This window comes from Tenacibaculum soleae, assembly GCF_001693415.1.
Taxonomy (GTDB): Bacteria; Bacteroidota; Bacteroidia; order Flavobacteriales; family Flavobacteriaceae; genus Polaribacter; species Polaribacter soleae.
Genome location: NZ_MAKX01000013.1, coordinates 239822 through 265321, shown reverse-complemented (window position 1 = coordinate 265321; position 25500 = coordinate 239822). Strand labels below are relative to the sequence as shown.

Sequence of the window (25500 nt, the reverse complement as noted above, 5' to 3'; positions counted from 1 at the left end):
TTTTGTTTTATACAAATTTCGATAAAAAAAATCTATTTAACTACTTTAAATTATCAGGTTTTTATATTTTACCATAATATTTTCTGATAAACCATTCTAATGAAAATAATACAATTGATAAAAATAGTATCCATTTCCAATCAATTAAATTTTGTTTTTTAGTAATTGATTTTTGCACTGTGTAATACGATTTATCATTCGATAATTCACTTAATAAATTATTGATATTAGTAGGGTAAAAAAGCTTCCCATTAGTTTTTAAAGCCAAAGAATTTAATTTTTTATAATTCGCATTCGTAAATTGTTCTTCAATTTGATAATCGGTAATTTTAAATTTCCCTACGCTATGAATGTTTTGATTTACGACCGACACTTTGTAAGAGTAATTACCTGAAGTAAGATTTGCTACCGATACTTGATAGGAATTATTAACTAATGAAAAAGGAATTATTTTTTGCTGTTTTAATGCATCATTTGTTACCGTTAACTCTAACGAAGCTCTGTTATCAAAAAGGTAATTTTTATCAACATAAAAAGCAGCTATGTTTATGGACGCATTTGATGGGTATATAGGTGCACAATTAACTGTTAATCTTTTTCGCTTTTTATTAGATGCTAAATACTGTACTAAATTAGCTAAAAAAGCATCAAAAACCTCAAAAGATTGTTCTTTTAAAAAACTTGCTGCACGCCATTTCCAAATTCCTTCTCCCAATAAAACAGCATGTTTTTTAGAATTATTTTCTATTGTTGTTAATAACGGCTGTGTAGTGCTAACACCTGCAAATTTTTGATATAATAATGTTTGTTGCTTGCCTTTAAACTGTACCTCTCCAAATTTATCTAACAAAGGCGGAAAATCATTAAAACCAATATCTTTTTGTAAAAAAGTTAAAAAAGCATCGTTGTAAATAGCTTGATAATCTTCGGTTTGATTAATTACTTTTTTGGTTATTCCGATATTTTCAGCATTTAAAAAATTCCAATCTGTTTTTGTACCAGAAACAATTAAATAATTTGAATTTATTTTTTCAAAAACTTGCTTAAAAGAGCTATTGGGTTGGTATAAAATATAAAATTGATACGCATTATAATTAATATTTTTATCTTTAATTAAAGTGATATCAACCTTACGTTGATTGTTACTTACTATTGCTTTTTTTAAGGCTCCTAAATCAGGATGTAAAAACGAACTTAAAATTAATACTTTAGTTTGCTCATCAATAATTTCAACCGAAAAACTTTTAGAGTTATTTTTAGTATTTTTTTCCTCTTTAATTTTACTAACAGTTGCTGTGTAGTATTGAATACCTTTTTTTGCTGCTAATATATTGGTTGAAATTGTTTGTGTAGGTTTTGATGGAGAAAATTCAAGTTTTTTTGAAAACACTTTTTTTCCTTGGTGTGTAATCGAAAAAGTTGTGGTGATTTTTTCATCTCCTTTATAATATAATAAAGTTTCTACAGGAAACTTATTTTCGATATAACTGTATTTATTTACATTTAATTGTGTTATTTCAATATCTTGATATTGTGTTGTATCACCAACAACGACAGGGAAAATTTTATTTTTAGAATTTAAAAACTCATAATCATTTCCTTTAGTTTGATTACCATCTGTTATTAAAGCAGTAGCATTTAACCTATTTTTATATAATTCATTTACCGAAGTTATTGCACTGTAAATATCCGTTTGAGGCTCATTAAACAACAAACTATCAATTACAGATACTTGATTTCCGAAAGAAAAAGGCTGTACATCAAATTTATGTTGAATTTCCTTATCTTTTTTTATTTCATTTAAAATATTTGTTACCGTTGCTTCTTGTTTAAAATATTTTGTAGATAGTGAATTATCAACTAAAACATTTAAAACAGGTTTACTATTTGTTGTTTCATTTGTTTTTATCTTCGGATTTATAAATAACAAAAACAATAAAAACAGGCTAACAAATTTTAATCCAAAAAGTAAGATATTTATTTTCGGGTTGCTTTTGGTTTTATAAAAATATTGAAAAAAAGCAATGGCAGTACTAAATAAAACCGCCAAAACAATATAAATGATAGTTATAGATTCCACTAAAAAATATTTTAGTTTGTGAAGATAAAAAAAGCAATCAAATAAAGTGCGTCAAACTTGTTTTTACTTTATGATTTAGGTCATAAAACAAACAACGTGTTCATTCTTAATTTTGTATCAAAATACTTTTAGGCATGATAACAACAGAACAAATACTCGTAGAAAACTCAACTTTTAAATTTTCTAAACTTAACTTTTTAAGTACTATAAACCATAAAATAGCACAAGAAAAAGAAAACGCCTTTGGAATTTCATTAATTTTATTAATGGTTAGTAGTATGATAGCTTCTTTTTCAGCTGCACTTGCTGTACATGGTAATGTAAATGTTTTTGCATTAGCCATAACTTGTATTTCAGCTATGGGCGCCAATGCGGTAGCAATAAGCCAGCGTAGTTTAAAAACAGTAGTTTGGTCCTTTTTTGTAACTATTTTAATAAATGTTTTATTAATAATTTATCAAATTATTTTTTAGGTTTAGCTTCAAACATTTTAAAAAAGAGCATTGATGCAATATTTCGTGCTCTTTCTTTTGCTTCATTTGCTTTATTTCCAGTAAAATAAGTATCTAAAGTTTCAAACCATAATTGCAACCACCTACCAAAATGTTCTTGAGAAATACTATGATTAAAATTCGTATCCAAATCTTTGTGAGCTTTCATTGGGTTTCCTTTAAATTTTCGTACAAAAAAAAGATTTGTTTCCCAAAAATCGGTCAACTTTTGTAAATGTGATTCCCATTTTTCATCAGGAATAGTTTTTAAAAAAATAGGCCCTATAAAATCATCTTCTTTAATTCTATCATAAAAGGTTGATACTAATAAATAAACATCTTCTCTATTTTCAATTTCTTTTTTATCCATCTAAAAACTATATTAATCTGCCGTAAAAGTATATCTTTATACTATTGCAATTTATGACTTAAATCATAATGATACCAGAAGAACTTTTACTGAAATTTAGCGCTCAATTTAAAGAATTTAAAAAAGGGGAAAATATCTTTGCTGAAAATAACACAGCTTATAATTATTTTCAAATTTGTAGTGGTGCTGTAAAAATGAATAATTATAATGATGACGGCAAAGAATTTATTCAGGGTATTTTTTATAAAAACCAAAGTTTTGGCGAACCTCCTTTGTTTATAGATGTTAAATATCCTGCGAATGCAGTAACTATATCTGAAAGTAAAATTTTAGTAATCCCTAAAGAAAACCTTTTTAAATTACTTCAAGAAAACCCTGAAATTCATTTAAAAATCACACAAAGTTTAGCAAAACGTTTATATTATAAAGCAATTATAGCTTCTGAAATATCTAGTCAAGAACCCGCACATCGTGTACTTCGTTTTATTGATTATTTAAAAAATGATGTTTATAAAGTATCCGGTAATTTTACCTTTAAAGTTGACTATACCCGACAACAAATAGCTGATATTTTAGGGTTACGAGTAGAAACAGTAATACGAGTAATTAAATTGTTAGAAAAAAAAGGTGCTCTTAAAATTTTAAAGCGAAAAGTGTTTCGTTAAAATTCCTGACATATATCGGTTAAATAAAGCAAGTATTTTCTATTTTTGCTACTTACAACTCAACAACAAAACATGAATTTAACACAATTAAACGCCATCTCTCCTATTGATGGTAGATACCGTAATAAAGTTGCCGATTTAGCCAACTATTTTTCTGAAGAAGCTTTAATAAAATATCGAGTAAAAGTTGAAATAGAGTATTTTATTGCTTTATGTGAAATTCCTTTACCTCAATTGGCTGATTTTAATAAAGATTTATATGCCGATTTACGTAAAATATATGAAGATTTTTCGACTGAAGATGCTCAGAAAATAAAAGATATTGAAGCGGTTACTAATCATGATGTAAAAGCAGTTGAATACTTTATTAAAGAAAAATTTGACGCTTTAAACTTACAAAAACACAAAGAGTTTATTCACTTCGGATTAACCTCACAGGATATTAATAATACTGCTATTCCACTATCAATTAAAGATGCGATGGATGAAGTTTATTACCCAACTTTAGATACTTTGGTAAGTAAATTAGCCGATTTATCAGAAGAGTGGGATGCGATACCAATGTTGGCTCGTACGCACGGACAACCAGCCTCTCCTACCCGTTTAGGAAAAGAATTTTTTGTTTTTGTAGAACGTATTAACAACCAAGCAATACACATACAACACACACCACATGCAGCTAAATTTGGTGGTGCAACTGGTAATTTTAATGCACATAAAGTTGCATATCCTGATATTGACTGGAAAAACTTTGGAACCCACTTTGTTGAAGATATTTTAGGCTTACACCACTCTTTTCCTACAACACAAATTGAGCATTATGACCACATGGCTGCTTTATATGATGGTTTAAAACGTGTAAATACTATTTTAATTGATTTAGATCGTGATGTTTGGACATATGTTTCAAACGATTACTTTAAGCAAAAAATTAAAAAAGGTGAAGTAGGTTCGTCTGCAATGCCACATAAAGTAAATCCGATTGATTTTGAAAACTCTGAAGGAAATTTAGGAATTGCAAACGCTATTTTTGAGCATTTATCAGCAAAATTACCAATTTCAAGATTACAACGTGATTTAACCGACAGTACAGTTTTACGTAATGTTGGTGTACCTTTTGGACATACATTAATTGGTTTTGCATCTACCTTAAAAGGATTAAATAAATTACTTTTAAACGAAGCAAAATTTGCTGAAGATTTAGAAAATAATTGGGCGGTTGTAGCAGAAGCTATTCAAACAATATTACGTCGTGAAGCATATCCAAATCCATACGAAGCTTTAAAAGGTTTAACACGTACTAACGAAAAAATAAACAAGCAATCAATTGCCAACTTTATTGACACTTTAGAGGTTTCATCTGAAATTAAAGAAGAATTAAAAGCTATTACACCAGCTAATTACACAGGAATTTAATGAGATATTTACTTAGTTTTTTAGTTGTTTTTTTAGTTTACTCTTGTACTCCAGAAAAAAAAGGTGACCCGAAACGTTTTGTATACGGAACGTTTGAAATTCCTGCAGGTGATAATTATGGAAAAACTACTATTGTACGAAAAGACAGCTTACAGATAGAAGAATACTCTAAAAAAGTTAGTATATCTACCGATAGTTTAGTTACAGAAAAAGAAGTTAAACATATTGATACTCTTTTTATCAAATGGAAAAATAACTTCGCCTATTCATTGCGAATGAAAACACCAAAAACTGATTTAGATAAAGATCCTATATTTGTTCAAATAACACAAGTAACTGATAGTTCGTATAACTTTACAGCAAAAATTGGTTATTCAAATTTTAAACAAAAAGGAACCGTATATAAAGTTGACTAAATGATGGAAATATTTTTACAAGCAGATACATGGGGAGCTTTAATAACCTTAACTTTTTTAGAAATTGTTTTAGGTATTGACAATATTATATTTATAACCATTGCGGCTAATAAACTTCCAGAAAAATTACAGAAAAAAGCAACCAATATTGGTTTAGTATTAGCAATGCTTTTACGTATTGCCTTACTTTTTGGTATTTCATTATTAATTGCAATGAATGCACCACTTTTTCATGTCGATTTTTCTTGGTTTAAGGCTGGTTTTACTGGGCAAGCATTAATATTATTTGCAGGAGGTATTTTTCTACTCTATAAAAGTACCAAAGAGATACATCATAAAGTAGAAGGTTTATCTGAAGAAGAAACTGATACCAAACCACAAAAGGGGTATACCTTAAGTCAGGCTATTATTCAAATAACTTTAATAAATATTGTTTTTTCATTTGACTCTATTTTAACAGCAGTAGGAATGACTAATGGTGTTGAAGGATCGATGATTATTATGATTGCTTCAGTAATTTTATCAATGGTTATTATGATGTTATTTGCCAATCCTGTGGGTAAATTTGTAAACAAACATCCTACGATACAAATGTTAGGTTTATCATTTTTAATATTAATAGGGTTTATGTTAATTGCTGAAGGAGCTCATTTATCACATGCTACTCTTTTTGGAGAAGAAGTAGGTACCGTTCCAAAAGGTTATTTATACTTTGCTATTACATTTTCTTTAGTTGTTGAAATGTTAAATATGAAAATGAGAGGTAGCAAAAAATAAAATTAATAAAATTTTAAGATTTAAAACCACAACTTATTAAGTTATAAGTCGTGGTTTTTTTTATACATTTGCACAATATGTTAAAACTTAAAAAATACATAATTCCATTTTTCTTGTTTGCTTTGTTATTACCAACAGCAATACAAGTAATACATGCACTTAACAAGCATGAGCACGTGGTTTGTATTTCAAAAACAGAACAACATTTACACGAGTTAGAAAATGATTGTAGTGATTTACATTTACAGTTAACTGTTTTTTATTATAACCTTAATAAGCCTAGTTTATTAGTTAATGAATTAGTTTTTGCAAAAAAAGCTAATTATAAATCACAGCAATTAATAACTAACTACTCTTCTAACAAATCATCTAGAGCACCTCCTGTTGTAATTATTTAATTAAAATTAACATAATTATAAATTACAATTAAAACTTTTGGATGAAACTTAAAAGTATATTATTTATACTTTTACTAACTACATCTGTTTTTATAGTAAAAGCCCAAAAATGTAACTATACTTTTTCTGGTTTAGTAGAAGATTTTCATGACAAATCTGCTATTGTAAATGCTACAATCTACATAAAAAACCAAAATAAGTATACCACTACTAATTTTGAGGGAAAATTTACTATAAACAATGTATGTGCAGGTAAAATTATTGTCGAAATTTCTCACGTAGCTTGTGATAAAAAAATCTTGGAACTAAATGTTGTAAAAAACATTTATAAAGTTATAGACTTAGAACACCATATTGAAGAGTTAAATGAAGTTACTGTTAAAACTACAGTTGGTTTAAAAACAAAAACAGCTCAAGAAACATTAATAAAAACAAAAACTTTAGAAAAATTTAGTGCATCCTCTTTAGGTGATGCTATTAAAAATGTTGCTGGTGTATCATCAATAAATACTGGTAATACAATTGTTAAACCAATAATTAATGGTTTACATAGTAGTAGAGTTTTAACTAGTTTTAATGGAGTTCGATTACAAGATCAAGAATGGGGTATTGAGCATGCACCTAATATTGACATTAATGCTGCTGGAAGCATTTCTGTTATAAAAGGAGCTAATGCATTACAGTATGGAGGTGATGCTATTGGTGGAGTTATTATTGTAAATCCTTCAAAAGTAATTTTAAAAGATACTTTATTTGGTAAAACAATTGTTTCACAACAAAGCAACGGTAATTTATTTTCCGCTTCAACTAGCTTGCATAAAAGTTATAAAAAAGGTTGGTTTATTAATGGGCAAGTTTCTTATAAAAGAGCGGGCGATTTTGAAACACCAAATTATAACCTTACCAATACCGGTTTAAATGCTAAAGCCTTTACATTCCATACTGGTTTTAAGCAGTTTAATGAAGGTTTTGAGCTTTTTTACAGCAATACTACTAACGAAATAGGTATACTTCGTGCATCGCATATAGGTAACGTTTCTGACTTAGTTAAAGCTTTAAATAGTGATGTACCATTTGTTATTGATGATTTTAGCTATACTATTAATAATCCAAAGCAAGAGGTAACACACCAATTGTTAAAAGCAAAAGTTTACAAACGTTTAAAAGGTATTGGAAAATTAACTTTTCAATATGATTATCAACAAAACGAAAGGTTAGAGTTTGATATAAGAAGAGGTGGACGTAGCTCAATTGCTGCAACCAATTTATTATTAAAAACACACTCTTTTAAAGGTGATATCAATTTAGATTCAAATTCTGAAAATACTTATAAATTTGGAATTAGTGGAGCATACCAAAATAATTTTTCGGATCCTAAATCTGGAGTTAAAAGAATTATACCCGATTATAATAAATATAATCTGAATGCTTACGCTATAACCGACTTTAGGTTTGAAAACATTGTTTTAAACGCTGGTGTTCGATATGATTTTGAACGAATTAATGCAAAAAAGTTTTATAGAAAATCAAGATGGAATTCCTTAAACTATCAGCAAGAATTTGGTCATTTAATTATTGATGATAGTAGTTATCCATCTGATTTTTTAGTAAACCCGATATTTAATTATCATAATATTTCTACCTCATTAGGTGCATCTTATACAATTGATAATCAAAATGCTATTTTAGTAAATTATGGTTTATCAAACAGAGCGCCTAACGCATCAGAATTGTTTAGCGATGGTTTACACCATTCTGCTGCTAGAATAGAACTTGGTGATTTAAAAATGCAACCTGAAACATCTAACCGGTTTTCAGCAACTTATAAGTTTAATAACAATAATTTAAACGTTGCTTTAGAAGGATTTTATAATTATGTAACCGATTTTATTTACATTGAACCTACTGGTGTTGAAACTACTTTACGTGGCGCATTTCCTGTTTGGTCATACAAGCAAACAAATGCTCATTTATTAGGTTTAGACACTAGTGTTAAGTACAATGTAACTACCAATTTTAATATTACCAATAAGATGTCGTTCATAAAAGGACGCGATTTAACAAACAAAAGAGCTTTAATTGATATACCTGCTTTTAAAACGGCAACAACATTATTCTTTAAAAAAGAAAATTGGAGTAATTTTTATGCAGCCATAGAAAGTGAGTTTAATGCTAGGCAAAATGAGTATCCTGATAACAATTTCATGGCTTTTATTCCAGCTACAAACACCCGTAAACTTGTAGATATTAGTACTCCGCCAAAGGCATATCATTTATTAAACTTTTCTTCTGGATTTGATTTTAACATGTCTAAAACAAAAGTAAATCTTAACTTTTCGATAGACAATGTATTAAATCAATCTTACAGAAATTACTTAAACAGATTGCGTTATTATGCAGATGATTTAGGAAGAAACTTTAAAATTCAAATTAAAATTAATTATTAAAAACTTAACAATGAAAAATATTAAACTTTTAGCAGTATTATTTATCAGTTCAATTATTGTAACTTCTTGTTCTGATAGTGATCCAGAGCACATCCATGATGAAGAATTAATTACAACTATGAAAGTTGTTTTAACTCCTGAAACTGGAGATCCTGTAACTTTAGAATGGAAAAATGTAGAAGATCATGAAGAAGGAGGACATGAAGAAGGAGAGCACGAAGAGGAACATGGAGAACCTGAAATTACCGGAGGTACTTTAATGGCAAACACTACTTATAGTGCTGTTATTACATTATTAAATGAAAATGAAAGTCCTGTTGATAACATTACGTTAGAAGTTATAGAAGAAGCTGAAGAACACCAGTTTTTTTATACAGCTTCAGGTATAGAAAGTACATTTATGTATAATGAAGATGATATTGATACTGATGGAAATCCGTTAGGAGTTAAATTTACTGTAAAAACAGGTGCTACTGGTACAGGTAGTTATACAATTATTTTAAAACATGAACCAACTAAAAATGGTGATAATGTTGCCGATGGAGATATGACAAATGCTGGTGGAGAGACTGATATTGAAGCTACTTTTCCTATCATAGTAGCAGGTAGATAAAACTATTTACGCTTTTATAAACAACAAAAGTTTATTTTTTTTTAATTTCCTCAATTACTTTTTAAGTAATTGAGGAAATTTCTTTTTAAAACGATTCAATCTGGGAATTGAAACATTTTGAATATAAGGGTTTTCAGGATGCATTTTTTCGTAATCTTGATGATAGTCTTCTGCTTTGTAAAACTTTTTTATCTTTTTTACTTCAGTCACTACTTGTCCGTTATAAACTTCGATATTTAGTAGTTTAATTTTGTTTTCAATAATCATTTTTTCTTGTTGATTATTATAAAAAGCAATCGACCTGTATTGCGAACCATAATCAGGATGTTGCCCATTTATTGTAGTTGGATTGTGTGAACCAAAATAAACATCAACCAACGTTTTAAAACTTACTTTTTTGGGGTTATAATACACAGCCACAGCCTCTGCATGTCCTGTTTTACCCGTATTACTACTTTCGTATGTTGGATTTTTTGTAAATCCACCTGCATACCCAGAAACAGCCTCCTCTACGCCTATTACACTTTCAAAAATTGCTTCAACACACCAAAAACACCCACCTGCAAAATAGGCAACCTTAATTTCTTGTAATATTGATTCATTAATGTTGCTACTCTTTTTTTCTTTAGCACTTGAAAAATTCATCAATAATAAACTGAAAAATAGAATTGCAAAAAATGTAGTTGTTTTAAATCGCTTCATATTATATATATTTTAAACATTAGTCGTACGCAAAGATAAGTTTATACAATTGTTTACAACTTTAGGCTTTCATTAAGAAAATTGTTTGTTAGTTAATATCGGGTTTTCTATTTTTGTTAATATAAACAATGTAAATTAATGGAGCATTTTATAGTATCAGCGCGTAAATATCGCCCTCAAAACTTTGAGGATGTTGTTGGACAGCAAGCCATCACAAATACGTTAGAAAACGCTATAAAAAATAACCATTTAGCACAAGCATTATTATTTACAGGACCCCGTGGTGTTGGTAAAACATCCTGTGCACGAATTTTAGCAAAACGCATTAATCAAGAAGATGCTGAAACCAATGCTGATGAAGATTTTGCTTTTAATATTTTTGAATTAGATGCTGCTTCTAATAACTCGGTTGATGATATTCGTAGCTTAACCGATCAGGTTCGTATTCCGCCACAAACAGGAAAATATAAAGTATATATTATTGACGAGGTACACATGCTTTCGCAAGCAGCTTTTAATGCGTTTTTAAAAACCTTAGAAGAACCGCCTGCACACGCTATTTTTATTTTAGCAACTACCGAAAAACATAAAATTATACCAACGATATTGTCTCGTTGTCAAATTTTTGATTTTAAACGAATCGGTGTTTTAGATGCTAAAAATTATTTAAAAACTATTTGTGCAAAAGAAAATATTACTGCCGATGATGATGCTTTGCATGTAATTGCTCAAAAAGCTGATGGCGCAATGCGTGATGCTTTATCTATTTTTGATAGAGTAGTAAGTTTTTCTGGTAGTAATTTAACTCGCGAAGCTGTTACACAAAACTTAAACGTATTAGATTACGATGTATATTTTAATATCACGGATTTATTGATTGAACATAAAATTCCTGAAGTATTAATGGCGTTTAATAATGTGTTAAGCAAAGGTTTTGAAGGACATCATTTTATAAACGGATTAGCATCACATTTTAGAGATTTATTAGTTGCAAAAGATGAAGCTACCATACCTTTATTAGAAGTTGGCGACAATACTAAAAAGAAATATTTAGAGCAATCTAAAAAAGCTAACATGCAATTTTTAGTTCCCGCAATTGATAAAGCTAATGATTGTGATTTAAAATATCGAGGCAGTAAAAATCAACGTTTGTTGGTAGAATTAACCTTAATGCAAATAGCCTCTATCAATTTTGATGGAGCAAAAAAAAAATCTAACAACTACATAATTCCAGCTACTTTTTTTACTTCTTTATCTCCATCAATAAAGAAAACAGTAACAAATAAAGTTGAAAAACCAGTTACAAATACACCTGAAAAAGTTAAAATAAATCAGGCTGTTGTTAAAGAAAGTGCTCCAAAATCAACAAAACCTCTTTTAAAAAATATAAAGCGACGTAGTTCTGCTTTATCATTAAAAAGTGTACATCAAAAAAAGGTTTATAAAACCATTGACGATGATGATGAAAATTTTGAAAACCACCCTAAAACCCCCTTTACACATGAGGAGCTTAAAGATGCGTGGAAAAAATACTACTTTAAACTACAAGAGCTTGGTGAGCGTAGTATAGCGGCTATATTAGCTTCTGGTGAACCACAATTAGACACATCATTTACCATTATTTTTTCGTTACCTAACGATTTAATGAAAGCTCAATTAGAACGAGGAAAATCTAAACTAACCAGATTTTTACGTGAAAAATTAAACAATTACGGTATTCAAATAAAAGTAGTTGTTAATGAAACCGTAGAAAAAAAGTTTGCCTACACACCACAAGAAAAATACGAAAAACTAAAGGAAATTAATCCCTTATTAGAAAAGTTAAAAAATACTTTTGGTTTAGACTTGTAATTCTTTACCAAGGTAAACTAGCTTCCAATTTTCTATTGTAGTAACTTTCTTTTCGAATTCTGATATTAATAAAATTTCATTATTTTTATTTTTCATTAAAATCGGAATTGATTTCAACTCTGCATAAATTTCATTAATTTTCTTTTTATACTCTTCAATAGAATTTACTGGAGTTTCATGAATCTCAGGAAACTCTCTTACCGTGTCCATTAAATTTAAATAATCATCTTTAATGGTAAATAATTGTGCTTTATTTTCGTATTCTTTAGTAATAATTTCTTGAGAACTTGCTAAACGATACGCTCCTTGTTCACCAAAGGTATTCGAAAAATTAGAAATTGCATATTTGTTAATAGAATCACTACCTGTTACAGATAATAAATATCCTACGTCATTAAACTCAATATTATCGGTTAAATTATCATCATAAATATTTACCTGAAAAGACTCTAAACCTTCATTCTTAGCTTTTTCAATATTATCTTTATTTGAATCGATAATAACAACTCTTCTATTATTTTTCTTTAGATATACTGCTATAAGTCGTGCCATATCTGAAGCTCCAATAATCATAATAGCATTCGATTTTTTTAAGAAAACACCTATCATTTTAGCAAACAATCTTGCAGTGGTTGCGTTTAACAATACGGTACCTAAAACAATCATAAAAACAAGAGGGGTTATATATTCTGCCCCTGCTACACCTTGCTTTAACAACTTACTTCCAAATAACGAAGCAATACCTGCTGCAACAATACCTCTTGGTCCTACCCAACTTATAAATAATTTTTCATTAATTTTTAAATTCGAATTGTAGGCACTTACAAAAACTGCTAAAGGTCTAATTACAAATACAATTAATGCAAAAAGAAGTAATGTTTCCCATCTATATAGTAGCATTAACTCTTCAATATTCATGTTTGCTGCCAAAAGAATAAATAATATAGAAATTAATAGTACACTTAAAGATTCTTTAAAATAAAGTATCTCTTTTAAATTTTTCAACTTACTGTTACCTAATACCATTCCCATTACGACAACAGCTAATAAGCCTGATTCATGAGCAAATATTTCAGATTCAACAAAAACTAAAAGAACAGTAGATAATGAAACTACATTTAATAAATAATGCGGTACCCATTTTTTATTGATAATAAATATTAAAGCATGTGCAAATGTAAATCCAAAAGTAGTACCAAATAAAAGAATTTTTAAAAATTCTAACAATGCTGTTTGTGTAAATCCAGCACCACCACCAACACTAATAAACTCAAAAACTAATACCGCAACCAAAGCTCCTATTGGGTCAATCAAAATACCCTCCCATTTTAAAACTGCGGATACATCTTTTTTTAGAGGAATATTTCTTAAAATTGGTGTTATAACTGTTGGACCTGTTACAATAATTAAACCTGCAAATAAAAAAGATAGCTCCCAACTTAAGTTAAAAGTGTAATGTGCAATAATACCTGCACCAAAAAAAGTAATGCTCGAACCTAAGGTTATTAATTTAGTTATTACAGGGCCTATATTCTTAATTTCTTCTCTACGTAAAGTTAATCCTCCTTCAAAAAGTATAATACTTATGGCTAATGAAACAAAATAATACAGCCCTTCTCCAGGAAACAATCCTTTTTTACCGTTCCAAACAGGCTCTATCCATTTGCTACCATCATCATTAAAAAATTCAGCAGCTATAGGCCCAACAAACAACCCGATTATAATTAAAGGTAAAATTGCCGGAATCTTAAATTTCCAAGCAAACCATTGCGCTAAAATTCCTAATATTATAATTCCTGCCAATTCAATCATAAATGTTATTTTCTTGTAAAAGTAATTTTTTTTTTAACAACAAGAAAATTATATCTTCGAGCGTTTTAAATTTTATACTTTGACAAAAAATATACTTATAGGTATTGCCTTTTCACCCAATTTAAAAGCCAACTTATTTGAAACAATTCGGTTATCAAATATGTTTAATGCACAATTAATTGGTGTTCATGTTGGAAAAAAATCTGACCAAAAGGAAAAACAACTACAACAATTATTAAACAAAGCTCCTAAACCAAAGTTTCCATTAAAAGTTATTTGGCAAGAAGGAAAGCCTGTTGATGTTATTTTACAAACTATAAAAAATGAAAATGTAAATTTATTAATAGTAGGTGCTTTACAAAAAGAGAAAATATACAAATATTATGTAGGTTCTATTGCCCGAAAACTTACCCGTAAAGCTCCTTGTTCTGTTTTATTACTCTTAAAACCTTCTGTAAAAAGCGTTGTTTGTAAACACATTGTTGTTAGTGGTTTGAAAGATGAAAAAACTGAAGAAACAATTAAAGTTGCTTTCAATATCTCAAAAGAATTGGGATGTAAAAAAGTAACTATTGTTGAAGAGATTAGTCAGACTGAATTAAATGTAAAAGTTAACGATGATATTTCATTGCGTAAGGCAACCTTAACCAAAGAACGTTTACAAATACGGGAAGACGAACGTGTTCATAAAATGTTAGCATGTATAGATACTAAAGATATTACTATAAATACTCAAAGTATTTTTGGTCGAAGAGGTTATTGTATAGGGCATTATGCAAAAATTAAAAGAGCTGACTTATTAGTAATGAGTGCACCTAAAAAAACAGGTCTTTTAGATCGAATTTTTCCGCATGATTTAGAATATATTTTATCAGAATTACCAACCGATGTTTTAATTGTTAAATAATGAAAAAAGAAAAACGTTTTAAAACATTTTTAAATGAAATACCGCAAAACATTTTTGCTGGTTTTGTTGTTTCTTTAATTGCACTTCCTTTAGGTTTTGGGTTAGCTTTAGCTTCTGGAGCTCCACCAATATCTGGTGCAATTGCTGCTATTGTAGGCGGTATTATTGTAGCTATTTTAGGAGGCGCTAATGTAACAATTACTGGGCCTGGTAACGGACTCGTAGTCGTGGTCTTAGCCGCAATTACAACACTTGGTGCTGGTGATATGCAACAAGGATATTTATACACGTTAGCTGCCATTGTTTTCTCTGGTGTTATTATGATTATTCTTGGTTTTCTTAGAATGGGATCTTTAGGTGATTTTTTTCCATCTTCCGCTATTCAAGGAATGTTAGCGGCTATTGGTATTGGTATTTTTGCCAAACAAATACATGTAATGTTTGGTAATTTAAACGCCAAAGGAAGTATTATTGAATTACTAATGCAAGTTCCTGGTGGAATTATAAATTTAATTAAAACAGATAATACAAGTGTTTTTTATGCTGGTTTAGTAGGAGTAATTAGTTTATTAATTATGATTTTTTATAGTAAAATTCGTAATAAATACTTTCAATTAATTCCAGCTCCAATGTGGATTGTAGTTTTAAGTGTTGGTTTGTATTATTATTACGATTTGGTTGCGACCACAGCATATCCTATCGATAAAAGTTTACTAATAAATTTACCTGATGATGTTTTATCAAATTTTGCTTTTCCTGATTTTGGTAAAGTATATCAGTTCGAATTTATTAATGCAGTTATTGCCATTACTTTAATTGCAAGTATTGAAAGTTTACTAAGTATTAAAGCGGTTGACAAGTTAGATCCTTTAAAAAGACGTTCAAATATAAATAAAGACATTCGTGCTTTGGGTTTAGCAACAGTTGTTAGTGGTTTTTTAGGTGGATTAAATGTTGTTACTGTAATTGCACGTAGCTCTGTAAATGTAAATAATAAAGGTAGTAATCGATCAGCTAACTTTTTTCATGCAGTATTTTTAATTGTTTTTATTTTACTTTTTGCCACCGAATTACGTAAAATTCCGCTACCTGCATTAGCTGCTATTTTAGTATATACAGGATATAAATTAGCTTCACCTGAAAACATTAAAAAAGTATTTAAAATAGGTAAAGAACAGTTAATTATATTTTTAGCAACTCTCCTTACCACAATTACGACCAATTTAATTACAGGTATTTTAGCAGGAATATGCATAACTTTTATTATTCATATAATTATTAATAAAAACATCACGCTATTTATTAGAAACTTATTAAAACCTAATGTTTTAATGTTTAAAGAAGATGATAAATATTATGTTTCAGTTAAAAACTTTTCTAGCTTTTTAAACTATACTAAATTAAAATCTAAACTAGATCAAATACCTGAAAGTGAAGATGCTATTATCGATTTTTCTTTGTGTGATTTTATAGATCATTCTGTAATGGAAAATCTTAACAATTATGCAGAAACCTTTAAGCGAAAAGGTGGTCATTTTGAAGTAATTGGTTTAGATGGTTATAAAACAGGAAGCGAACATCCGTTTGCTTTACGTAAAAATAATCCTTTTCAAATTCAAGAAAATAAAAATATATTAACAAAAAGACAAAAATCCCTACAAAACATCTGTAGTGAATTAAGATGGAAATATGAAGCTTTTCCTGAAGAAGAAGTTACTAAAATTCCGCATTTTGGGTATTTTAAAACTAGAAAGATTAGTAAAATATCAAATATTTTATCAAATGAAAATTGCTCTTTATTTGATGTTGAATTTTCTGAAGGTGAATTAATTGCAAAACAAGTAATTAAGGTAACCATGATGTATATTGATATTGAAAAATATACACCTGAGTTTACATTAGATAAAGAAGGTATTTTTGAATATATATATCATTTTACTGGTTTTAAAGATATTGATATTGATAAGCACCCTGATTTTTCAAAGCGTTTTTATTTATCAGGAAAAAATGAATCTGAAATAAAACAGTTTTTTTCAGATGAACTTATTTTATTTTTTGAGAGTAACAAATACTATCATATTGAAGGTAATAACAAAGGTTTATTAATAATAGGAAGAGAACGATTAGCTGGTATTAAAGAAATTAAAACATTGGCAGATTATGGTGTTCGTTTGAAAAAAACGGTTTGTGAGAAAAAACTAGAATTTTCTAAAAACTAATAAAAATCCTAGCCCCGATTGTAGCAATTGTTTGAGCTCCTCGCAGAGAGCGAGTGCGGAAAGCGGGAAATAGCTTCTGATAATTAATTTATAATATTTCTAAAAATCGGGTTTTCTCGTTTCCTAAATTATCAATCACGATAATTTTGTGATTCCCCCTTTTCGGTGTTATCGCTAGTTCATGATATTGAGAAGTTTCACCTATAAAAACATCGTTTAAATACCAATATAAAAGAGCATCTGCATTGGCATGTGTAACTTTTAAAATCACAGGATTTACTTTATTATTTAGCCCTTTTGTTAACGATATTTTTGAACGATATTTTGTTGGAAACACAAAATCCATCGTGTTATTTAGCAACTCATTACAATCTTTTCTATAGTTTGGCAATATACTATAATCTGCATTTTTTTGTTGATAATAATGTGCCATTAAAGGTGGTAAAACAAACCAAGTTTTGGTTTTCATGTTAGCAACCGATTCACAATTAGAATTTACTTGGTGTTTTTCTGAAAGATCTACCGTAATTTGTTTGTGGTACGGGCAAGGTTTTGCTCTCACACCGTTTTTGGGTATTCTTTTTACAACTGATTTACAAATAGGCAATGCCAAATAGCCGCTTTTTTGACAAATATTTTCTTCAACTAAAGCTTCATAGGGTTCTAAAAACCAATTCGATTTTGGTAACACATCAAAAACATTAAACATTAAAGGAGCCGCACTACCTACTCCTGTTAAATCGGGTCTTCCTTCTCCGTCTGAATTACCAATCCAAACTCCAACTACGTATTTCGGAGTAACACCAATTGCCCAAGCATCTTTATTACCAAAACTGGTACCTGTTTTCCATCCTATTTTTTGCGAAGAATCAAAATATTTCCAAGCCTGATCGGTAAAAGGCCTGTTAACTTCTGTTAATGTATTTAAGGTTGTAAAAGCAACTCCAGCATCAATATGAGTTTCATTTTCTTGAACGTTTCCAAAAGATATTTTATCTGACTTTATATAACTAGGCTCTGTAAATTCATTCGAATAATAATTATGTTTTGTTTGTTCATAATGATTTATAACACCTGCATAACTTGCAAAAGTTTTACATAAATCCCACAAACTAGCTTCTGCCCCACCTAAAATTAATGACAATCCATAATAATTAGCCGATTTATTGATGTCTCGAATCGAATATTCATTTAAATCTGCTCTAAATTTTTCTAATCCATATGATTGTAACATTCGTACTGAAGGGATGTTTAGCGAACGAGTTAATGCTTGATTTGCAGGAACAGCTCCATCAAAAGATAAATCGAAATTTTTAGGCGTATAACCCGCTATTTCGGTAGGCACATCTGCCACTAATTGCGTTGGTAAAATTGCTCCCGATTGTAACATTTGTGCATATAAAAAAGGCTTTAAAGTACTTCCTGTACTTCGTGCAGAAATTACATTATTTACATTTTTTTGATGTGCTTTATCAGTTGGGCTATTACCTACATAACTTAATATTTTTCTGGTTTTAACATCTAAAACTAAAACCGCCATATTATAAACTTCATTTTGTTTTTGACGTTCATAATGTTTTTTAACTAAACTATTTACTTGTTTTTGCAAATGAATATCTAAAGAGCTTTGCAACTGTTTCCCTTTGTGTTTTTGGGCTACTTCTTGTACAAAATGTGCTGCTAAAGTGGGTAAATTATAGGGCTTTTTAGGAATTTCTTCTAACAACGATAACTCAAAAGTAGTTTTATCAATAATAGCTGTTTCATATAATTTTTTAAGCAATCTGTTTCGTTTTTCTTTTAGTATTTGTTGATTTTTACCCGGATATATCAACGAAGGTGCATTTGGTAAAACAGCTAAAGTTGCAGTTTCTGCCCATGATAATTGGTGTGATTGCAACCCAAAATAACGCCAAGAAGCCATTTCTAACCCCACTACATTTCCGCCAAAAGGTGCGTGTGAAGCGTATAATTTTAAAATTGCTTTTTTTGATAATCGAAATTCTAATCGTGTTGCTAATATTAATTCTTGAAACTTTTCAAAATAAGAACGTTTTTTGTTTTTACGTGATAATCGAATTACTTGTTGCGTAAGTGTACTTCCGCCACGAATTACCTTTTTAGCTTTTACATTTTCAACAAATGCTTTTCCAATAGATACTGGATTAAATCCGAAGTGATTGTAAAAATAAGCATCTTCAAATTGTAAAATACATTGTTCAAATTTTACTGGAACAGAGTCTAATTCAGGAAAACGCCACTGCCCATCATCTGCAATAACTGCTCCTAATAATTCATTATTTTTGTCAGTAACTACGGTTGCTATTGGGGTTACAAATAGTTTTTTAGGTAAGCAGTAATAGTATACAAGTGATAGTATGCTAATAAATAGTAGCTTTAATTTATGTTTCTGTATGGTGTAAATAACTTTATTCATTTGCAATTAGTAAATGTACAATCTCTCTTATTTTTTTAATTTATTGCCAACCTTAATTTGAAAGTTAGCAAGTGTTAGAATAATTAAAATTTCAACTAAAAAATAGCTATATCCTAAAAAAGTAATTTGTTTATATCTGTTTAATAAAATCACTACTGATACAAAGCAATATAAGATATTAAGATAGGCTATTGTTTTTAAAAATAGTTTGAGGTTGTTTTTTGCTTTTAAATAACACAGAATATCATAAACAGCAAAAATAATTGGAAATAAAGTTAATAAGTACAATACTGAAACAGGAACTCCAAATAAGTTTTTAAATGTTACCAAAACAACTCCTAATAAAAAGGCTGACAATAGTGCTCCCATAGCATCTATTAAAAATAGTTTTTTAGGATTTAGATAAACTTTTTCTAATAACTTATACAATTTCATTTTTTTTATCATTTATTTTTTGATGCAGGTGTCTTTAACAAAAGTATATCGTTTACAGTTAATTGTAAACCATAAGTAAGTTATATTTGCAACTTATTAAATATTTATGAGTTTTACCCTACTTTCATCACCCTTACAAGGTTTTACCGATTTTCGATTTAGAAATGCACAGCATAAATATTTTGGAGGTATTGATACGTATTACGCGCCCTATATTCGTTTAAACGGAAAAATGAAAATTAAATCGAGTTATGAACGTGATTTATTACCTGAAAATAACGATACCTTAACCGTTATTCCGCAAGTAATTACCAACGACCCTGATGAGTTTTTATTTGTTGCTAAATATGTGCAAACTTTAGGTTACAAGGAATTGAATTGGAACTTAGGTTGCCCATACCCAATGGTTACAAAATCGGGAATGGGATCTGGATTGATTTGTAATCCCGCAAGAATAGATGAAGTTTTGCACAAAGTACATAACGAAACTAATATTGTAGTTTCTATGAAAATGCGAATGGGTTATGAAAACAGCGAAGAAATATTACACTCCTTCCCTATTTTAGAGAAATATCCTTTAAAAAATATAGCTATTCACGCACGAATAGGAAAACAATTGTATAAAGGCGGTGTTGATTTAGATGCTTTTCAGAAATGTATTGATGTTTCTAAACATCAACTATATTATAATGGAGATATTACTTCTGTCGATGGTTTTAAAGCAATGCAACAACGTTTTCCGAGTATTACACATTTTATGATTGGTCGTGGTTTAATTGCCGATCCGTTTTTACCACAAATGATTAAAAATAACACAACCGAGTATCCGAAAGATAGATGGAAACGTTTTGGCGAGTTTCATGATGAAATTTATCAACAATACGACGAATATTTATCTGGACCAACGCCTATTAAAATGAAAATGTTAGGTTTTTGGGAATATTTTTCGCAATCTTTTTCTGATCCACGTAAAACCTATAAGAAAATTAAAAAAGCTACGAATCCTAAAAAATATCAAGCTGCTGTGAAAGAAATTTTGAGTAGTGAGAGCTAAAAAAAAGTAGTTACAAATTGTAACTACTTTTTTTTAGCTCTAAATTTAGTTTAAGCTAACGTAATACGCACTTTTTTATTTTTTAAACGTCTATTATTTAAGTTTTCAATTAGCTGTTTTACTTCTGTTATTGGGACAGCAATAAAAGCACAATCTTGTTTTAATTCAATTACACCTAACTGTTCTTTGGTTAAATTTCCTTTTTTAAAGAACAACCCTGCAATATCTCCTTTCGATATTTTATCTTTTCTTCCTCCCGAAATAAATAACGTTTCCCAATATCGTGGTTTTAGTTTTTCTTTTTGAGAAATATCAGCATTTGGTATGTTTTTAAGAAACTCTGGCAAACTTTCTTTTTGCCATTTTAAAACATACGCTGTTCCTTTTGCATTTACTCTGGCTGTTCTACCATTTCTATGCGTAAATTCTTCTATTCGTTGTGGCAATTCGTAATGAATAATATATTTCATTTCAGGAATGTCAATCCCTCTTGCAGCTAAATCAGTCGCAATTAAAACTTGACTTGTTCCGTTTCTAAATTTTATTAAAGAACGTTCTCGATCTCTTTGTTCCATTCCTCCAGAAAAACAACTGTGTGCTATTTTATTTTGTGTTAAAAAAGCACTCACATCATTAATACTTTCTTTTAAGTTACAAAATATAATTCCTTGCTGATTTCCTAAATGTTGCAGCAATTCAACTAAGGTTTGGTTTTTATTTTTTGAAGAAGAAATAACTGTTTTTAAGGTTAATTTTTTGGGTTTTTTACCTGTTAAATAATTCAACATCGTTGGATTGCTTAAGCCAACAAATGCAGGGATTTCAGCTTCCTGCGTAGCAGATGTTAAAATACGTTTATTTATATTAGGTAATTGATTAATTATTCCTCGCATTTCATATTCAAAACCTACTTCTAATGATTTGTCAAACTCATCTAAAATTAAGGTTTTAATACTATCTTTAGCAAAACGATTATTTGCAAAATGGTCTGAAATTCTTCCAGGTGTACCAATTAATATACTTGGTATATGTTTTAATTCCGTCTTATCTTTTGCCATCGATCGTCCGCCATAAACAGCATTTACTTTTAAACCTGTACCCATTTCACGAATTACCTGTTCTATTTGAATCGCTAACTCTCTTGATGGTACTAAAATTAAAACTTGAATGCCTTTATTATCAGGTTCAATTAACTTTAAGGTTGGTAATAAAAAACCTAGTGTTTTACCGGTACCTGTTGGCGAAAGTATTACTGTATTGGTGGTTTGATCAATTGTTGAAATAGCTTTTTGTTGCATTTCATTTAACTCATAAATATTTAATTTTGCTAAAATATCTTCTTGTGTTTTCAGTGTCATTGCCATAATTATTATATCTATGAAGTTTTTATAAGAGCTGCAAAGATAGTTAGTCTTTTTAAAGCTTTTATAAATAACTCGTTTAATCTAGCACAAGATATTTATTTGATTCAAAAGACTAAATCAAAATTTTGAAAAAAACATTTTATTAACCATTTATAAATCCATTTTTTAAAGCATATACAGCTAAGCCTACTCTAGTTTTTAATTCTAATTTTTCAAATAAACTATCTCTATAGTTTTCTATAGTTCGTGGGCTGCAAAACATTTTTTCAGAAATCTCCCTGTAGTTCATTTCGGTAACTGTGTATTTTAAGAACTCTATTTCACGGTCAGTTAATTTTATTTTTTGATTAGCTTCAGAACCATCACTAATACTGTCAAAAATTTTACTAGAAGCCCATTCTGGAAAAAAACGCCCTTTTTCAATGAGTTTTTTAAGTGCTTTTTTTAAATCGGTTGGATATACATTTTTTAGAAGATAGCCTTTTGCACCATTTTTAATCATTTTAATTAAGCTAGATTCATCATCTTGCATGCTTAAAGCCATAATTAAAATACCTTTATGTGTTTCTTTAATCCATTTAGCTGTTTCAAACCCATCCATAACTGGCATACTAATGTCTAATAAAACAATATCAGGAACTCCTTTACTATTAATTTTATCTTGAAAATCTTTTCCGTTTTCACAAACATATAAAACTTCAAATTCTTCAAAATTTGAAATAATATTACTTAATGCTTGTGCTATTAAAATATGATCGTCAATAATAACAATAGTTTTTTTCATTTATATGGGGATTTCAATGGTTAATTTTGTGCCTACCTTTTCAACACTTTCTAATAATATATTACCTCCAATTAATTCAGTTCTTTTTCTAATATTTTGAAGTCCTATACCATTTGATTTTACTGCTTCAGATTTAAAACCAATACCATCATCTTCTAATATAAAACGTATAATAGTATTAGAAATATGTAGTGAAATAAAAATATTCTTACACTGCGAGTGTTTTATACTATTTTGAAGGAACTCTTGAGTGATTCTTAGTAAGATACTTTTAATTTGATAAGAATCTAACTCGATATCGATATGTTTCGAAAACTGAGCATTACATTTTTTTAAATCATTTACCTTTTTACATTCATTTTCAATAAGTTTATCAATTGAATTATTTTTAATAGAGTCATCGGTTAAAGATTTTGACAATTGCCTTAATTCTTGCAATGATTGATTAATAATGTCATTGATACCTTTAATACTTTCGTTAATTTCAGGAGCTTTATTTTCAAAAATTAATTGTTGTGTGTATATACTTGCTAATGTTAATTTTTGTCCAATATTATCATGAATTTCTTGCCCTATATACTGCATTGTTTGGGTTTGAATTTCAAGTTGAGTTTCTAATAACTCTTCTTTATGTGTTTCATCAATAGCGTAAATTTGCTGTAAATGCGCTTTCTTTTTCTTTTTATACTCTCTAATAAAAATGAATATAGCTCCTAAAAAAGTAATAAAAATAACATTAAATAAAATTAAAGTTATTATGATTTGTGTTTTCCCCATATAAAAGAAGCTATAAATAATAAATACATCATACAATTAGCTATTAAAAAATATAAATAATATGCATTCCAAATTCTTATATATGGCGTTTTTGCTAACTCATAATAAAAAGCAGTAAACGGATAAGTACCTACGTAAAATAATACAATCGCTATATTTATATAAAACATTTTATTCTCTTTAAATTCAAGGATATTATCCGTTTTAATTTGCTTAATAAATTCCAATACAACTAAGAAAATTAATATAATACTTCCCATTGTTAAATTTATAGAATAAAGTGTTATTATTTTTTTATTATATAATTCCAAAGGAATAAAAGTTAATAAATATATGAAAGATAAAATTAAAAAGAGTTTTTTGTTTTTTAGAGATTTATAAGCATATAGCCAATAGAGAAATAAATATTGAAAAGGAATACCTATAAAAGCATAATAACTTTGTTTTCTTATACTTAAAAAAGACGAATTAAATTTCCAAAAAAACTCTTGGATAAAAATAAATACTAAATACACTGCAAACCATTTCCAGTACGTTTTTTTTAATTTATTAATATAAAGCAAAGCAACTAGGGCTGAAAAAAACTCTAACCCTAGTAATATATCATTCATATATGGATATAATTTATACATGTTTTTTTTTAAGAGAAACCTTCACCTGAACCGATTACAGGTGGTATTAAACTTCCATGATTTTGAGACCCTGTATTACTAGAAGAACTTCTTGAGCTTTTACTTCCACTTAATGCTGCTGTTCTGGTTTGTGCCCCATTATTTAAATACGCTTCATTTTTCTTTAAACTTGTAGTATATGTTTTTTCGTCTAATGGGTTAAAGTCAAAATCTACTTCTCCTCTACGAATAGTTGGAATCATAACTAAAGTATGTAATTTTTCATATTTTTCAGTAGTAGAGTTTCCTAAAAAATCTGACAAATCAGTAAAAGGTCTTTTCCATGTTTCCTTTTCAGGATAACGAGAATAATACATACGTATTCCTAAACTTTTACTAGGTACTTTATGTTTTTTTGCATTCATTTCTGTATGGTAAATAAACGCTTTCAGAGTTTCTAATTCAAACCTAATGGAATGAGCATCATTAATATTTAAACTACTGTTAATCTTTGCTAATTGATTGTTTTTATAACCATTTACCATTTCATGAACTAAAGGTACACTTAATTGATTCATTGGTTCAGATGAATAATCTAAACAAATACTGGTTTTAGATGTATGTATTGGTTTTTTTGGTGGGTACTTATAAATATAAATACCGAAAGCAATAACTGTAATTGCTAATAATAAAGATGTAATCATAGTTCGTTAATTTTTAAGTGTTAAATATAATTTATTAAGACACAAAGAAACAATTTTCTTCAAATTCCTTTCAAATTTATAAAACCTAAAGGCATAGGGTTAAACAACCCTAAAGTTTAAGGTTTATTTTACAGTGTATTATACGTTTATCAAACGTCTAATAAACATAA

Annotated in this window: 23 protein-coding genes; 12 read left to right on the top strand and 11 right to left on the bottom strand. The window is 28.7% G+C overall.

The annotated features are described in order from the left end of the window. Window positions 1–61: 61 nt before the first annotated feature. Window positions 62–2080 (bottom strand): VWA domain-containing protein, encoded by a 2019-nt coding sequence (locus BA195_RS10880; RefSeq protein ID WP_245662345.1) that lies wholly within the window; start codon window positions 2078–2080, stop codon window positions 62–64. Between the two features lie 134 nt (window positions 2081–2214). Between BA195_RS10880 and BA195_RS10875 the strand changes: the two genes are divergently transcribed. Continuing rightward, window positions 2215–2553, top strand: coding sequence for a hypothetical protein (locus BA195_RS10875; protein ID WP_068705377.1), 339 nt, complete (start codon window positions 2215–2217; stop codon window positions 2551–2553). Here BA195_RS10875 and BA195_RS10870 read toward each other — a convergent pair. Further along, complete coding sequence (locus BA195_RS10870; RefSeq protein ID WP_068705375.1) at window positions 2543–2941, bottom strand: group III truncated hemoglobin; 399 nt, start codon at window positions 2939–2941, stop codon at window positions 2543–2545. The two genes, BA195_RS10875 and BA195_RS10870, sit on opposite strands and share 11 nt — an antisense overlap. Window positions 2942–3009: 68 nt before the next feature. Between BA195_RS10870 and BA195_RS10865 the strand changes: the two genes are divergently transcribed. The 7 genes from BA195_RS10865 to BA195_RS10835 all read left to right on the top strand — a co-directional run bounded on the left by BA195_RS10865 (window position 3010) and on the right by BA195_RS10835 (window position 9673). Beyond that, window positions 3010–3606 carry a Crp/Fnr family transcriptional regulator gene (locus BA195_RS10865; protein WP_068705374.1) on the top strand — a complete coding sequence of 199 codons (597 nt, stop codon included), beginning with the start codon at window positions 3010–3012 and terminating at the stop codon, window positions 3604–3606. 72 nt (window positions 3607–3678) lie between these two features. Continuing rightward, window positions 3679–5022, top strand: a complete 1344-nt coding sequence (gene purB / locus BA195_RS10860) for an adenylosuccinate lyase (RefSeq protein WP_068705372.1) — start codon at window positions 3679–3681, stop codon at window positions 5020–5022. Beyond that, window positions 5022–5438: a hypothetical protein gene (locus tag BA195_RS10855; RefSeq protein ID WP_068705370.1), complete on the top strand. Its 417-nt coding sequence runs from the start codon at window positions 5022–5024 to the stop codon at window positions 5436–5438. The genes purB and BA195_RS10855 overlap by 1 nt, the downstream gene beginning before the upstream one ends. A 3-nt stretch (window positions 5439–5441) precedes the next feature. Beyond that, the gene (locus tag BA195_RS10850) at window positions 5442–6215 is read left to right on the top strand and encodes a TerC family protein (protein ID WP_218059525.1); all 774 of its coding nucleotides are present in this window, start codon (window positions 5442–5444) and stop codon (window positions 6213–6215) included. Window positions 6216–6292: 77 nt separating this feature from the next. Further along, window positions 6293–6613 carry a hypothetical protein gene (locus tag BA195_RS10845; RefSeq protein WP_068705366.1) on the top strand — a complete coding sequence of 107 codons (321 nt, stop codon included), beginning with the start codon at window positions 6293–6295 and terminating at the stop codon, window positions 6611–6613. A 41-nt stretch (window positions 6614–6654) separates the two neighbouring features. Further along, window positions 6655–9060, top strand: coding sequence for a TonB-dependent receptor (locus BA195_RS10840; protein ID WP_068705364.1), 2406 nt, complete (start codon window positions 6655–6657; stop codon window positions 9058–9060). Between the two features lie 10 nt (window positions 9061–9070). Continuing rightward, complete coding sequence (locus tag BA195_RS10835) at window positions 9071–9673, top strand: hypothetical protein (protein WP_068705362.1); 603 nt, start codon at window positions 9071–9073, stop codon at window positions 9671–9673. A 54-nt stretch (window positions 9674–9727) separates the two neighbouring features. Here BA195_RS10835 and msrA read toward each other — a convergent pair whose 3' ends face one another. Further along, a complete protein-coding gene (msrA, locus tag BA195_RS10830; RefSeq protein WP_068705360.1) occupies window positions 9728–10375 on the bottom strand; it encodes a peptide-methionine (S)-S-oxide reductase MsrA in 648 nt (215 codons plus the stop codon). 138 nt (window positions 10376–10513) lie between these two features. On the opposite strand from msrA, the gene dnaX reads away from it, so the two are divergent. Further along, complete coding sequence (gene dnaX, locus BA195_RS10825; protein WP_068705358.1) at window positions 10514–12226, top strand: DNA polymerase III subunit gamma/tau; 1713 nt, start codon at window positions 10514–10516, stop codon at window positions 12224–12226. Here dnaX and BA195_RS10820 read toward each other — a convergent pair. Continuing rightward, a complete protein-coding gene (locus BA195_RS10820) occupies window positions 12215–14038 on the bottom strand; it encodes a cation:proton antiporter (protein WP_068705356.1) in 1824 nt (607 codons plus the stop codon). The two genes, dnaX and BA195_RS10820, sit on opposite strands and share 12 nt — an antisense overlap. Before the next feature lie 79 nt (window positions 14039–14117). Here BA195_RS10820 and BA195_RS10815 point away from each other — a divergent pair, with 79 nt between their 5' ends. Together BA195_RS10815 and BA195_RS10810 are read left to right on the top strand one after the other, a co-directional pair. Continuing rightward, complete coding sequence (locus BA195_RS10815; RefSeq protein ID WP_068705354.1) at window positions 14118–14945, top strand: universal stress protein; 828 nt, start codon at window positions 14118–14120, stop codon at window positions 14943–14945. Beyond that, window positions 14945–17164 (top strand): SulP family inorganic anion transporter, encoded by a 2220-nt coding sequence (locus BA195_RS10810; RefSeq protein WP_068705352.1) that lies wholly within the window; start codon window positions 14945–14947, stop codon window positions 17162–17164. The genes BA195_RS10815 and BA195_RS10810 overlap by 1 nt, the downstream gene beginning before the upstream one ends. An 88-nt stretch (window positions 17165–17252) precedes the next feature. Here the strand turns inward: BA195_RS10810 and pbpC are convergent, their stop codons facing one another. Both pbpC and BA195_RS10800 read right to left on the bottom strand, forming a co-directional pair. Continuing rightward, window positions 17253–19601, bottom strand: coding sequence for a penicillin-binding protein 1C (pbpC, locus tag BA195_RS10805; RefSeq protein WP_068705350.1), 2349 nt, complete (start codon window positions 19599–19601; stop codon window positions 17253–17255). A 27-nt stretch (window positions 19602–19628) separates the two neighbouring features. After that, a complete protein-coding gene (locus tag BA195_RS10800) occupies window positions 19629–20036 on the bottom strand; it encodes a hypothetical protein (RefSeq protein ID WP_068705454.1) in 408 nt (135 codons plus the stop codon). A gap of 106 nt (window positions 20037–20142) precedes the next feature. Here BA195_RS10800 and BA195_RS10795 point away from each other — a divergent pair, with 106 nt between their 5' ends. Further along, on the top strand, window positions 20143–21090 hold the full coding sequence (locus tag BA195_RS10795) for a tRNA dihydrouridine synthase (RefSeq protein WP_068705349.1): 948 nt from the start codon (window positions 20143–20145) through the stop codon (window positions 21088–21090). A 50-nt stretch (window positions 21091–21140) separates the two neighbouring features. Here BA195_RS10795 and BA195_RS10790 read toward each other — a convergent pair whose 3' ends face one another. From BA195_RS10790 to BA195_RS10770, 5 genes are all read right to left on the bottom strand, one after another. Next, window positions 21141–22454 carry a DEAD/DEAH box helicase gene (locus BA195_RS10790; protein ID WP_068705347.1) on the bottom strand — a complete coding sequence of 438 codons (1314 nt, stop codon included), beginning with the start codon at window positions 22452–22454 and terminating at the stop codon, window positions 21141–21143. Between the two features lie 142 nt (window positions 22455–22596). Beyond that, entirely contained in the window at window positions 22597–23238 is a 642-nt protein-coding gene (locus BA195_RS10785) for a response regulator transcription factor (RefSeq protein ID WP_068705345.1), read from the bottom strand. Beyond that, on the bottom strand, window positions 23239–24015 hold the full coding sequence (locus BA195_RS10780; protein WP_068705343.1) for a sensor histidine kinase: 777 nt from the start codon (window positions 24013–24015) through the stop codon (window positions 23239–23241). Next, entirely contained in the window at window positions 23994–24275 is a 282-nt protein-coding gene (locus BA195_RS14425; protein WP_176714988.1) for a hypothetical protein, read from the bottom strand. Before BA195_RS14425 ends, BA195_RS10780 begins: the two co-directional genes overlap by 22 nt. A 380-nt stretch (window positions 24276–24655) precedes the next feature. After that, window positions 24656–25330 carry a hypothetical protein gene (locus BA195_RS10770; RefSeq protein ID WP_068705339.1) on the bottom strand — a complete coding sequence of 225 codons (675 nt, stop codon included), beginning with the start codon at window positions 25328–25330 and terminating at the stop codon, window positions 24656–24658. Window positions 25331–25500: the final 170 nt, after the last annotated feature.